The sequence below is a fragment of the Thermopolyspora sp. NPDC052614 genome (assembly GCF_040678635.1).
Taxonomy (GTDB): domain Bacteria; phylum Actinomycetota; class Actinomycetes; order Streptosporangiales; family Streptosporangiaceae; genus Thermopolyspora.
Genome location: NZ_JBFATZ010000001.1, coordinates 699,836 through 712,110 on the forward strand (window position 1 = coordinate 699,836; position 12,275 = coordinate 712,110).

The following is a 12,275-nucleotide window of genomic DNA, read 5'->3' on the forward strand; positions in this document are numbered from 1 at the left end:
ACGTGACATCTCGCCAAGAAAGATCCACGCGGCGGGCGATCTTCGCACTGGATATCCGGTTCATCCCCCTTGGAGACATCATGCGTTATGACGTCGTCATCGCCGGAGGCGGGCACAACGGGCTGGTCGCCGCCGCCTACCTGGCGCGGGCCGGACGCCGCGTGCTCGTGCTGGAGCGGCAGGACCACGTGGGCGGGCTCGCCGTCTCCGTGCGGCCGTTCCCGGGGGTGGCGGCGAATTTGTCGCGTTACTCCTATCTGGTCAGCCTGCTGCCCGGTCAGATCGTCCGGGACCTCGGGCTGCGGCTGGAGCTGCGCCGCCGCCGGTTCGCCTCGTACACGCCCGTGGGGGACGCCGGGCTGCTCGTCGACAAACAGGACGCGGGCCGTACGGCGGCGTCGTTCGCGGCGGTGACCGGCGGGGACCGCGAGCTGACGGCCTGGCAGAGGTTCTACGGCATGGTCGGCGAGGTGGCCCGGCGGCTCGCGCCGACGCTGCTGCGGCCGCTGCCGTCGCGTGCGGAGGCGCGCCGAATCGTCGGGGACGACGAGGCGTGGCGGGCGCTGTTCGAGCGGCCCATCGGGGAGGAGGTGGACGAGCGGTTCGGCTCCGACGTGGTGCGGGGCGTCGTGCTGACCGACGCGCTCATCGGCACCTTCGCCGACCCCGCGCGCGACCTCGCGGCCAACCGCTGTTTCCTCTATCACGTGATCGGCGACGGGACCGGGGAGTGGAATGTGCCCGTCGGCGGCATGGGCGCGGTGTCGGGCGCGCTGGCCGACGCCGCCCTGCGGTACGGCGCGGAGATCCGCACCGGCGCGGACGTGCTCGCCATCGACCCCGCCTCGGGAGAGATGACCTTCCGCGACATCAACGGCGACGTCAGCGGGGATGTCAACGGGGATACGGCCGGAGGCGAGCACACGGTGACCGCCGGGCACGTGCTGGCCGCCCTGCCGCCCGCCGTCCTCGCCCGGCTGGTCGGTGAGGAGGCCGCGGCACCGCCGGAGGGCGCCCAGCTCAAGATCAATTTCGTGCTGTCGCGGCTGCCCCGGCTGAAGGACTCGCGCGTCGATCCGGCCGAGGCGTTCAGCGGCACGTTCCATATCAACGAGAGCCGCGACCAGCTCGCCGCCGCCCACGCGCAGGCCTCCGCCGGGCGCGTCCCGGATCTGCCGCCGGCGGAGGTCTACTGCCACACGCTGACCGACCCGACGATCCTCGGCGAGGAGCTGCGGGCCGGTGGCGCGCACACGATGACGCTGTTCGGCCTGCACATGCCCGCGCGGCTGTTCCGCGACGACCCGGACGGCGCGCGGGAGGCGGCGCTGCGGGCCACCCTGGCCTCGATCGACTCGGTGCTCGCCGAGCCCATCGAGGACTGCCTGATGCGCGGCCCGGACGGCGCGCCGTGCCTGGAGGCGAAGACGCCGGTCGACCTGGAGATCGAGGCGGGGCTGCCCGGCGGGCACATCTTCCATCGGGATCTCGCCTGGCCGTACGCGGAGGAGGAGGGCGACGCGGGACGCTGGGGCGTCGAGACCGCCTGGCCGCGGGTCCTGCTGTGCGGGGCGGGCGCCCGCCGGGGCGGCGGCGTCAGCGGCATCCCCGGCCACAACGCCGCGATGGCCCTGCTCACCGGTGATATTTGACCCCCTTGCGCCCTTCCTCTGTCGTATGATCCACATTCAGGGGGATATAAGGGGATTTCTCCGGGCAACTTCGCTACAATTGCGCGCAATTGCAATCATGGAGAGAGGTTGCCATGCGCCTGCGTTTTCTTGGCTCCACCTCGGAGGCCGGTGCCTGCCCCTCGCTGTACGAGACCGACCGCGGGACGGTCGTCGTCCAGGGCATGCGGCTCACCGACCCCGAGGCGCTCGCCGACCTGCGGCATGTGCTCGACGGCGAGGTGGCCGTGGAGGTGCCGCGCGAATTGCTCGTGGACATCGCGCGCCGCGTCCTCGGCTGATCTGATCACGATTGGGGATCTCCCTATGGCTTGACCCGCGCGCAACGGTCTAACCTGCGGTGCAATTCGTGGGGGAGGTGGGCGTGAGCGGCTTTCAGCAGACCAGGATCGAGCTGGGTGCGCGGCTGCGGCAGTTGCGCGAGGAAGCGGGGCTGTCCGGCAAGCAATTGGCCGAGCGGCTGGGGTGGCAGCCGTCCAAGGTCTCCCGCATCGAGAACGCCCGCCAGACCGCCGGCGAGGCCGACGTGACCGCGTGGGGACGGGCCGTCGGCGCCGCCCCCGAGGTCATGGACGAGCTGACCGCCGCCATGGCCGCCATGGACGAGCAGTACGACTCCTGGCGGCAGCGGCACCGCGGCGGCCTCACCGCCATCCAGGAGAACTTCCGCGAGCTGGAGCTGCGCACCCGCCAGTTCCGCGTCTTCGAGCCGGGCGTCGTCATCGGCCTGCTGCAGACCTCCGAGTACGCGCGCCACATCTTCGCCAAGGTCCGCCGCATGTACGGCGGAGCCGACGAGGTGGACGCCGCCATCCGGGTGCGGATGCAGCGCCAGGAGGTCCTCTACGACCCGCAGCGCACCTTCCGCCTCCTGATGCCGGAGGCGGTGCTGCGCTACCGGCTCGCCCCGCCCGAGGTGATGCGCGGCCAGCTCGATCGGCTGCTCGCGGTGACCACGCTGCCCAACGTCGAATTCGGCATCCTGCCGTTCGAGACGATGCTGCCCTCGGCGCCGCTGAACGGCTACTGGATCTACGACTCGCGCCTGGTGGTGGCGGCCACCCGTACCAAGGAACTGATGCTCAAGAACCCCGACGACATCGCGTTCTACGCCAAGAACTTCGAGGAGTACGCCGAGATCGCGTCCTACGGCGAGGAAGCGCGGGCCGTCATCATCAGGGTGCTCGCCGACTACGCCACACAATCAGTCGGCTGAGTCCGGCAATTGCTTGCCCCTGCCCGGTCAATCGTGCAATCCTTAACGAAAGGCTGGGGGAGGTGAGACATGCTGCTGGACGCCATGTCCTGTCTTGAGCGCTTCGCGCAGGCAGCTCGGACCCACATCGATCTGTCGGTCCGGGTGAAGCACGCCTCGCCCGCCTACGTCGAGGTGCGCAACCGATTCAGCGAGCGCCTCACCGAGCACGTGACCTGCAGCTCCGACGGCGATTTCGTCACCTCGTGGGGCTACCGCCTCGGTACCGTCGACGACATCGACCAGGCCGCCGCCCGCCTCGCCTACCTCCTCGCGGCCCTCCCCGCCGGCCGCTGACCCTTCCGGTTCAACGGCCGATCGGCCCGGTTCGCGGCGTCCGCGCGAATTGAGCGGCACGGCGTCTCCCCGTCGCGTACGCACCGCCGTATCGGCGACGGGTCGCCGGTGCGGATCCCGGAACCAGAGGGCCACTATCACCCGGCACTGCGACCCGACACCGTGACCCGGCACCGCCAATGACAGCGAATCGCGGCGGACGCGCGTGCGTCCGCCGCGATCTCACTTTGAGCTCACTTATGCGCTCACTTTTGCGCCCACTTTGGGCTCACTTCGGTCCGTCAGCCCGGGGAATTCACCGGGATCACCTCCGGCCGGGTCGCGCGTCGCGGCGTGACGTGCCGCGACGCGCGCACGGGTTCGCCGCCGTCAGTGACGCCTGATGGCCACCACGTTGTACGGCGTGGTCGGGGTGGGGGTGGTGGAGAAGCGGGCGTTGGGCAGGTAGAGGCGGTTACGGAAGGGGGCGACGGTGGTGGGGATGTCGAAGCGCGGGTCGGTGAGTTCGTCGATCACCTTTCCGGACGTGCCGCGACGGTTGAGGCGCAGGACGGCCACCTTGTTGGCGCTGTTGCGCACGACGTACAGGATGCGTCCCTGCAGGAGCAGGCCGTCGCCGTTGGCGAGCGACTCGCCGCCGGTGTCCACCTGGGTGGTGACGCCGGTGCGGGGGTTGACGCGGAACAGCTTGCCGGTGTTGGACTGCACGACGAGCAGGGCCCTGCCGTCGGGGGTCGGGGCGATGCCGTTGACGTTGATGCCGTCGGCGTAGTCGATGGCCCCGCGCAGCGGGATCCTCACCGCCCCGCGGAGGAGGGTTCCCCCGGGCCCGAAGGACAGCTTGTACAGCACCGGGTTGGTCGAGTCGGTGAAGTAGGCCGCCTTGTGCGTGACCAGGACGTCGTTGACGAACGACTCGCCGCGGGCGAGCCGGTACCGCGCGATGAGCTTGCCCGTGCGGGCGTTGATCACGCGGGCGTCGCCGCCGGTGCCGCCGGCGACGAACAGCCGCCCGCGGAAGTCGACCTTGAGGCCGAGCGACGGGGTGCCCGAGCCGCGGTTGATGATCCGGCCCTTGCCGGTGCGCAGGTCGCTCCGGTAGATCGCGCCGCTCGCCCGGGAGCCGAAGAACGCGGACGTGCCGCTGATGGCGATGCCCTCCGGCTGGAAGCCGTCCGGAAGCGAGAACTCGGTGGGGAAGGTCGTCCTGGCCGCGGAGGCGGCGGCGGTGGCCGTCGCCGGCCCGGCGACCTCCACCCGGGCGTCGGCCGCCGCGACCGGCGCCGCGACCAGCACGGACAACAGGCCCGCCATGAGAACTGCCGCTTTCATGGAACCTCCCGACGTTGAAAGTGCAACGATCTCCTTTTTGCCTACCTCATACGGCATACGCGGGAGGCGCAATGGCGGTTGCGATATCGGACGCCCGGCATGCGGCCGAGGGGCGCGCCGGAAGGTGACGGGCCGCCCCGACGCCCCGCTCACGTGTCGCTCACGCGTCGCGTCGGCGCAGCACCAGGTAGCCCCCGATCAGCGAGACCGCCGTCCACAGGACGAGGATGCCGATGCCGGTCCACGGGCCGTAGTCGCGGCCGAACCGCGGATCCCCCGCCGGTCCGGCCAGGTGCATGATCACCCAGCCGCTCTGGTCCGGCAGGTACTGGATGACCTTCCCGATCCCCGGGACGTTGGCCAGCCCCTGGGAGCCGAGCAGGAACACCGGCAGCAGGATGCCGAGCGACCGCGTGGTGCTGCGCAGCATCGTCGCCACGCCCAGGGTGAAACCGCACATCAGGGTCACGTACACCACCGTCCCGGTCAGCGCCTCGACGACGCCGTCCGCCGTGATCGCCGTGCCGTACGGGCCGAGCAGCGACTGCGAGACCAGGAACGCGGCCGGCACGGTGACCAGCGCGACGGCCGCGGCGACCAGCATCCCGGCGGCGACCTTGGCCGCGTAGAACCGGCCGCGGCGCGGCACCGCCGTCAGCGAGGCGCGGATCGTGCCGGTGCCGTACTCGCCGCCCACCACGAGCGCGGCGAACACCACCACGCCGAGTTGCGCGACCGTGAGGCCGTAGAAGGCCGCGAACAGCGGGTCGAACGCCCGCGCGCCCCCGAGCGTGCCCGCCGCGAGCGAGGCCCGGAACGACGCCCCCAGCAGGGCGGCCAGGCCGACGCCGCCGACGAGGAAGGGCAGCAGCGACCACAAGGTCGAGCGCAGAGTGCGGATCTTGATCCATTCGGCCGCCAGCAGGGCCGTCGCCGCGCCCGCCCGGCCGCTCACGCGAACCGTCCCGAGGTCAGGCGCAGGAACGCCTCCTCCAGCGAACCCGCCGTCGCGGTGAACTCGGCCATGCTCGTGTCGGCGAGCAGCCGCCCGTCGCCGATCACGATCAGGTGGTCGGCCGTCTGCGCCATCTCGCTCATCAGGTGGCTGGAGACGAACACCGTGCGCCCCTCCGCGGCCAGATCCCGCATCAGCGTGCGGATCCACCGGATGCCCTCCGGATCGAGCCCGTTGACCGGCTCGTCGAGCAGCAGCACCGGCGGATCGCCCAGCAGCGCCGCCGCGATGCCGAGCCGCTGCCCCATGCCGAGCGAGAACGTCCCCGCCCGGCGGTGCGCCGCGCGCTCCAGGCCGACCAGCGCCAGCACCTCGCGCACCCGCGACTCCGGGATGCGGTTGCTGCGCGCCAGCCACAGCAGATGGTGGTAGGCGGTGCGGGCCGGATGCGCCGCGTTCGCCTCCAGCAGCGCGCCGACCCGGCGCAGCGGCTCGTCCAGTTCCCGGTACGGCCTGCCGTCGATGCGGGCGTGCCCCGTCGTCGGCCGGTCGAGGCCGAGGATCATTCGCATCGTGGTGGACTTGCCCGCCCCGTTCGCGCCGAGGAAGCCGGTGACCTGGCCGGGCTGTACGGTGAAGGACAGCCGGTCGACGGCGAGCGTCGGGCCGTATCTCTTGCTCACGTCTCGTACTTCGATCACCCGGATCAGCGTAGGAATCGGTACGCCGCCGCACAGTCCACCAAAGTCGCCGCTTCCACCGACGAAAGTGGACGAGCGAGGCGCACGGCGCACCGGGTGATGATCCCGACCTCCGGCCTCCGCCGCGCCCGGCGCGTACGCTGCTGGGCATGGGCCGACATCTCCTCGCCGGTTTCGTGCTCGGGGCCGAACTCGTGCTGCTGGCGGCCGTCCACGGCGTCGACCTGCCGGTCTGGGCCGCCCCCGCGTACGCCCTCGCCGTGGCCGCGCTGATCGTGCTGCGTCACCGGTCGCCCGCGGCGGCGTTCGCGGGCACGATGGGACTCGCCGCCCTCACCGGCGGCGCGTACGTCCTCACGCTGTGGGCCTCCTACCAGGCGGGACGCGGCGTCACCGGCGCCCGGGGCACGCTGGTCGTGATCGCCTCCACGCTCGTGTCGCTCGCCGTGCGGCTTTTCGTCGGGCCGGTCCAGGTGATCGTGCTCTACCTGGTGTTCATAGCGTTGCCGCTGCTCACCGGCCGGTACGTCGCCCAGCACGAGCGGCTGCTGGCGGCCCTGGAGAGCAGCAACCGGCGGCTCCGCCGCGAGCGCGAACTGCTCGCCGATCGCGAGCGCCTGCGCGAACGGCTGCGCATCGCCCGCGACATGCACGACTCCCTCGGCCACCGCCTCGGCCTCGTCGCGATCCAGGCCGCCGCCCTGGAGGTGTCCCCCCTCCCACCCGAACAGGCCGCCTCCGTACGACGACTCGCCTCGGCGGCCCGCGACGCCGTGGACGAACTCCACGACCTGGTCGGGGCCCTGCGCGCCGCCGACGGGGAGACCGCCGGACGCGGCGTCGGCGACATCCCGGACCTGGCGGCCGAGTACCGCACGGTTGGGGTTCCGGTCACCTTGCGCCAGGAGGGGCTCCCGCGCCCGTTGCCCGCGGCGGCCGACCGCGCCGCGTACCGAGTGGCCGAGGAGGGCCTGACCAACACCGCCCGGCACGCCCCGGCCCAGCCCGTCACCATCGCCCTCGAATGGGAGGCCGACGCCCTCCTCATCAGCATCGCCAACACCGTGCCCAACACTGTGCCCAACGCGGTGCCGCACGCTCTGCCCGACGCCGTGGCCAACGTCGTGCCGCATACCGAGCCCGATGTTGTGCCAGACGCTCTGCCCAGTGCCGTGCCGCATGCCGAGCCCAACGCGGTGCCCAACGCGGTGCCCAATGCGGTGTCGGACGCTCTGCCCGACGCCGTGGCCAACGTCGTGCCGCATACCGAGCCCAATGTGCCGCATGCCGTGGCCCATACCGTGCCCGCCGCGAGGGGCGTGGGCGGCCCGGGGGCCGGGCATGGCCTGCGTGGGCTGCGTGAGCGGGTGGAGGCCACCGGCGGGTTTCTCGACCACCGCCGCTCCGGCGGCGTGTTCCGGCTGTTCGCCATGCTCCCGCTCAACGCCGACCCCGCCGACCGCCCCGCCGACGACCTCGCTGCCGATGGCGTCCCAGGCGACCGGCCGCGTGGTCTCGGCTCGCCCACGCCGCTGGACGGCGTCGCGCCGGACGCCCCGCCCGGCCGGGAGGGGCACCTCGCGCCCCGCCGCGACCTCGCCCTCCGGGTCGTCGGGGTGGCCATCGCCGCCCTGCTCTTCGTGGTGCTGCCCGGCGTACTGATGGTCGGAGTAACGGGATGATCCGGGTGCTGATCGCCGACGACGAGCCGCTGATGGCGGCGGGCATCCGTACCGTGCTGGAATCGGCCCCCGACATCGAGGTCGTGGCGCAGGCCGCCGACGGCCGCGCCGCCGTGGACGCGGCCCTCCGGCACCGCGCGGACGTCGCGCTCATCGACATCAAGATGCCGGAGATGGACGGCCTGACCGCGCTGGAGGAGCTGCGCCGCCGCGTCCCCGCCCTGCGGATCGTGATCCTCACCTCGTTCGGGGCCGAGCCGAACGTGCTGCGCGCCCTGAGCGACGGCGCGTCCGGATTCCTGCTGAAGAACTGCGCCCCGGACGAGTTGATCCGCGCGGTCCGCGCCGCCCGCGACGGCGACGCCTACCTCTCGCCGGGGGTGACCCGCATGCTCCTCGGCCTGGTCACCCCCGCCGAGACCGAACGCCGCCGCGCCGCCGCCGAACGCATGGCCGCCCTCACCCCCGCGGAGTCGCAGGTGGCGGCCCTGGTCGCCGAGGGGCTGTCCAACGCCGCCATCGCCCGCCGCCTGCACATGAGCGAGGCCACCGTCAAGACGTACGTCAGCCGCGTCCTCGCCAAACTCGGCTGCGACAACCGCGTCCAGGCCGCCCTGCTGGTCCGCGACGCGGGCTCGGCCTCCGCGTCGACGTACGCCTGCCCGCGTCCGCCGACCGGTGAGCCGCCGAGACGGCCTGAGTGAGCGGGTGCGGTCGAAAGCGCTTTTCCCTCATACCGGACACTTCAGGGGGCCGACGCTCCGCCCCCCGCCGGTGACGGTGACCTTGCCGGTGCTTCCCCGCATTATGGCTGCGGCCGTGCAGGTGATCTGCTCGACGGCCCGCGTGGACAGCTCGCCGACCGGGCTGGACAGGGTCACCTCCAGGCCCCCGTCCGGCTTGACGGCCACGGAGAACAGGCCGACCGACGAGGGGACCTCGGAGGTGAGCCCCTGCTCCCGTTCCCGCTCGGTCGGCCCGGCCGCCAGCAGCGTGAGCGTGTCCGCCGGGGACAGCGGTCGGCCGCCCGGCCGCGTCACCGCGGTCACCCGGCCGTCCCGCACCAGGTAGAGGGTGATCGTCGCGGCCCGTGCGACGGATCCCTTCGGGGGGTCGCCGCCCCTGATGACGCCGCTGGGCCGTACCCCGCAGCCGGCCACGGCGACGAGCGAGACCAGGGCCGCCGCGAGCATGCGGCGGGCGATCCGGTTCCTCATCCGGTTCCTCACCCGGGCTCTCCGTCCGTGTCGCCGGTACGGCGCGGCAGGTGAAGGGTGAAGACGGCGCCTCCGTCCGGGGCGTTGGCGACCGTGATGTCGCCGCCGTGCAGGCGCGCGTTCTCCCGCGCGATGGCGAGCCCGAGGCCGCTTCCCTCGGACCTGGCCCTGGACGCGCTGGCCTTGTAGAACCGGTCGAACACGTGCGGCAGCACCGCCTCGTCCAGCCCCGGTCCGTGGTCGCGGACCTCCACGGTCAGCCGCTGCGGCCCGGCGGAGAGCCGCACCGTCACCGGCGGCTCGCCGTGCCGCAGGGCGTTGCCGACCAGGTTCGCGAGGATGACGTCCACGCGGCGCGGGTCCAGCCGGGCCGTCACCGTGGGCGGCAGCTCGGTCCGCACCCGTTCCGTCCAGCCTCGGGTGTGCAGGGTCGCGCGCACCAGCTCGACCACGTCGACGTCGTTCGGCGCGAGGGCCGCGACGCCGGAGTCGAACCTGCTGATCTCGATGAGGTCGTTCACCAGCACGGTGAGGTTGAGCGTCTCCTGGCTGACCAGTGTGGCGGCCCTGCCCGCGGGCTCGGGCAGCCGGGACGCCTGCTCGTCGAGGACGTCGGCGACCGCCGCGAGCGCGGCCAGCGGGGTGCGCAGCTCGTGGGACACGTCGGCCACGAACCTGCGGGCGTCGGCCTCCATCTCGCGCAGCTGCTTGACGTGCCGTTCCAGCTCGGCCGCGGTGGTGTTGAACGTACGCGCCACGTTGGCCAGCTCGTCGGAGCCGCGGACCGCGATCCTGGTACGCAGTTCGCCTTGGCCCAGCAGGTGCGCCGCCCGGCCGAGCTCGCGCACCGGGCGCAGCACGCTGCGGGTGGCGAGCAGCGCGAGGACGACGGCGAAGGCGAGGGCCGCGCCGCCGGTGGCCCAGGCGGACACGGCGAGCCGGGCGATGCTGCGCTCCTCGGGAAGCAGGCTGCGCACGGCGTAGACCTCGATGCCGGACGGCCGCGTCGTCCGGTCCCGATCGGTGATCAGCAACGGCGTGCCGATGATCAGGACGGGCGCGCCGTGCCACACCACGCGCTGCCACGCGAGGTCGCCCTCGGCCACCGCGCGCCGCAGCTCCGGCGGAACCAGCGCGGGGTCCAGGCCGGACGGCGATCGGGCGTCGCCGTAGACGGCGACCGCGAGGTTGTACCGGTCGGTCACCACGTGGGCGATCTCGGCGAGCTCGTCCGGGCCCGGCGTCGCGCTCCGCAGCGGGTAGACCGTCTCCAGGCGGCTGACCGCCATCTGCACCGCCGAGTCCTGGGCCGCCTGCAGGATGGCGTTGCGGGCCTGGACGTAGATCCCGCCGGACACCGCCGCCGCCGTGACCACGCACAGCAGCGCGAACGCGAACAACATCCGTGCGCGCAGCCCGAGGTTCGGCCGAGGCGTCACCGGCGGCTCATACCGGCCCGAACCGGTACCCGAATCCGCGTACGGTCTGCACGTAGACGGGGGCCGTCGAGTCGTCCTCGATCTTGGCGCGCAATCGCTGCACGCACGCGTCGACGAGACGCGAGTCGCCGAAGTACCCGTGCTCCCATACCGACTCCAGCAGTTGCTGGCGGCTGTAAACCCGGCCCGGCGTGCTGGAGAGTTCGAGCAGCAGGCGCAGCTCGGTCGGGGCGAGGCTGACCGGCTCGCCGTGCTTGGTGACCACCAGCCCGGCCCGATCGATGGTCAGGTCCTTGTGCCGCTCCAGCTCCGCGTGGTCCCGCCCGATGCGCCGGAGCACCGCGCGAATGCGCGCCTCAAGCACCCGGGGCTGCACCGGCTTGACCACGTAGTCGTCGGCGCCCGCCTCCAGCCCGGCCACCACGTCCACCTCGTCGCCGCGCGCGGTCAGCATGATGATCGGCAGTTCGCCGGCGGCGCGGATGCGGCGGCAGACGTCGAATCCGTCCATGCCGGGCAGCATCAAATCGAGCACGACGACGTCGGGAAGGTCCGCGCGCAGCCGGTCCAGCCCGTGTTCGCCGGACTCCACCGCGCGTACCTGGTGCCCGTGCTGGGTCAAGGCCAGCTCGATCGCCTCCCGTACGGCCGGGTCATCCTCGATCAACAAGACTCGGGGCACGTGGCCGAGTATCACAGCACGCTCCGTAGGTCGCCAGTTCGCCGGCCGATTCCGCGTTCGGCCGACCGTCCAAGCTTGTCGTACCGGCTTGTCGTACCAGCTTGTATACCTGCTTGTCGTCCCAGCTTGTCCCTGTCATGTCCGCGCGGCGTCACCGCCATGTCATCGTCGTGTCACCGTCGTATCGCCGTCGGATCATGTCACTCCTTGAGTCACGTCGTGTCACCGTGGTGTCGCGGTCACGCCCGGGGCCCATCCGTCGATGAACGATGACATTCGGCTGACACGGCGCGCATAATCACCGTCGATCGTGGGCGCCATGAACGAACCACGCACCATTCCGGCGCGGCCACGAGATCGGTTTTTCGCCGTCGTCACGCTGGTGCTCGCCGTGCTCCTGCTGCCCGTGGCGTTCGTCCGGCACCCTCGCCGCGCCCTCGAACTGGCCGCCAACTGGGCGCTGCGGATGCGATTCCCCGCCGAGGACCTCACCGGGCTCACCGACGGCGCCCTGGCGGCGTTCACCGCGGCGCGCACCGCGGCGCTTTGGCGGTACGGCCAGCTCCTCGGCCTCACGTCGGGATACCGCGACCCCGAGGTCCAGCAGCGGATGTTCGACGAGCAGGTGCGCCGCTCCGGCTCGGCGGCCTCCGCGCGCATGCTCGTGCTGCCGCCGGCCGAATCCGGTCACGTGAAGGGCATCGCGCTGGACGTGCGCCCGCACGAAGGCGCGTACTGGCTGGAGGAACACGGCGCGCGATACCACCTCTACCGCATTTATGACAACGAGTGGTGGCACTTTGAATACCGTCCGGAATGTGGCGGAAAGCGACCGCCGCGACGGCCTCATCCCGGCGTAGGCTACGCCCTTGAGAACGGGGATTACATCTAGCTTGCGGTCGCATTCACGTTATGTGCATGTGCGATTGAGGGAAGACGTCGGGGGAATGGCGTCCCGGAACGGCTCCGGATCCGACCAACGTGACCAAAGGGTCGGCACGGCAATTATCCGGCGATAGCCACC

Annotated in this window: 12 protein-coding genes and 1 pseudogene; 7 read left to right on the forward strand and 6 right to left on the reverse strand. The window is 71.9% G+C overall.

Translation table 11 applies throughout. The features are described from left to right. Positions 1–80: 80 nt before the first annotated feature. From AB0K60_RS02935 to AB0K60_RS02950, 4 genes are all read left to right on the forward strand, one after another. A complete protein-coding gene (locus AB0K60_RS02935; protein WP_364047880.1) occupies positions 81–1,652 on the forward strand; it encodes an NAD(P)/FAD-dependent oxidoreductase in 1,572 nt (523 codons plus the stop codon). Between the two features lie 113 nt (positions 1,653–1,765). Then, a complete protein-coding gene (locus AB0K60_RS02940) occupies positions 1,766–1,972 on the forward strand; it encodes a hypothetical protein (RefSeq protein ID WP_364047882.1) in 207 nt (68 codons plus the stop codon). An 83-nt stretch (positions 1,973–2,055) separates the two neighbouring features. Continuing rightward, on the forward strand, positions 2,056–2,907 hold the full coding sequence (locus tag AB0K60_RS02945) for a helix-turn-helix transcriptional regulator (protein ID WP_364047884.1): 852 nt from the start codon (positions 2,056–2,058) through the stop codon (positions 2,905–2,907). 69 nt (positions 2,908–2,976) lie between these two features. Continuing rightward, positions 2,977–3,243 (forward strand): hypothetical protein, encoded by a 267-nt coding sequence (locus AB0K60_RS02950; protein ID WP_364047886.1) that lies wholly within the window; start codon positions 2,977–2,979, stop codon positions 3,241–3,243. Between the two features lie 369 nt (positions 3,244–3,612). On the opposite strand, the gene AB0K60_RS02955 is transcribed toward AB0K60_RS02950, so the two are convergent. The 3 genes and pseudogenes from AB0K60_RS02955 to AB0K60_RS02965 form a co-directional block, all read right to left on the reverse strand. Continuing rightward, positions 3,613–4,575, reverse strand: coding sequence for a superoxide dismutase (locus AB0K60_RS02955; protein ID WP_364047888.1), 963 nt, complete (start codon positions 4,573–4,575; stop codon positions 3,613–3,615). 160 nt (positions 4,576–4,735) lie between these two features. Next, entirely contained in the window at positions 4,736–5,530 is a 795-nt protein-coding gene (locus AB0K60_RS02960; RefSeq protein WP_364047890.1) for an ABC transporter permease subunit, read from the reverse strand. Positions 5,531–5,592: 62 nt separating this feature from the next. Continuing rightward, positions 5,593–6,231 (reverse strand): annotated as a pseudogene (locus AB0K60_RS02965) (ABC transporter ATP-binding protein); the annotation flags it as partial. A gap of 149 nt (positions 6,232–6,380) precedes the next feature. On the opposite strand from AB0K60_RS02965, the gene AB0K60_RS02970 reads away from it, so the two are divergent. Then, positions 6,381–7,913 (forward strand): histidine kinase, encoded by a 1,533-nt coding sequence (locus tag AB0K60_RS02970; protein ID WP_364047892.1) that lies wholly within the window; start codon positions 6,381–6,383, stop codon positions 7,911–7,913. Then, positions 7,910–8,617: a response regulator transcription factor gene (locus AB0K60_RS02975; protein WP_364047894.1), complete on the forward strand. Its 708-nt coding sequence runs from the start codon at positions 7,910–7,912 to the stop codon at positions 8,615–8,617. Before AB0K60_RS02970 ends, AB0K60_RS02975 begins: the two co-directional genes overlap by 4 nt. 27 nt (positions 8,618–8,644) lie before the next feature. Here the strand turns inward: AB0K60_RS02975 and AB0K60_RS02980 are convergent, their stop codons facing one another. From AB0K60_RS02980 to AB0K60_RS02990, 3 genes are read right to left on the reverse strand one after another with little or no spacing between them, the layout of a single operon-like run. Further along, positions 8,645–9,130: a hypothetical protein gene (locus tag AB0K60_RS02980; protein WP_364047896.1), complete on the reverse strand. Its 486-nt coding sequence runs from the start codon at positions 9,128–9,130 to the stop codon at positions 8,645–8,647. A gap of 8 nt (positions 9,131–9,138) precedes the next feature. Beyond that, complete coding sequence (locus AB0K60_RS02985; RefSeq protein WP_364047898.1) at positions 9,139–10,569, reverse strand: HAMP domain-containing sensor histidine kinase; 1,431 nt, start codon at positions 10,567–10,569, stop codon at positions 9,139–9,141. Positions 10,570–10,576: 7 nt separating this feature from the next. Beyond that, positions 10,577–11,251 carry a response regulator transcription factor gene (locus tag AB0K60_RS02990; RefSeq protein ID WP_364047900.1) on the reverse strand — a complete coding sequence of 225 codons (675 nt, stop codon included), beginning with the start codon at positions 11,249–11,251 and terminating at the stop codon, positions 10,577–10,579. A gap of 319 nt (positions 11,252–11,570) precedes the next feature. Between AB0K60_RS02990 and vanY-N the strand changes: the two genes are divergently transcribed. Next, positions 11,571–12,143: a D,D-peptidase/D,D-carboxypeptidase VanY-N gene (gene vanY-N, locus AB0K60_RS02995; RefSeq protein ID WP_364047902.1), complete on the forward strand. Its 573-nt coding sequence runs from the start codon at positions 11,571–11,573 to the stop codon at positions 12,141–12,143. The last annotated feature ends 132 nt before the right edge of the window (positions 12,144–12,275 follow it).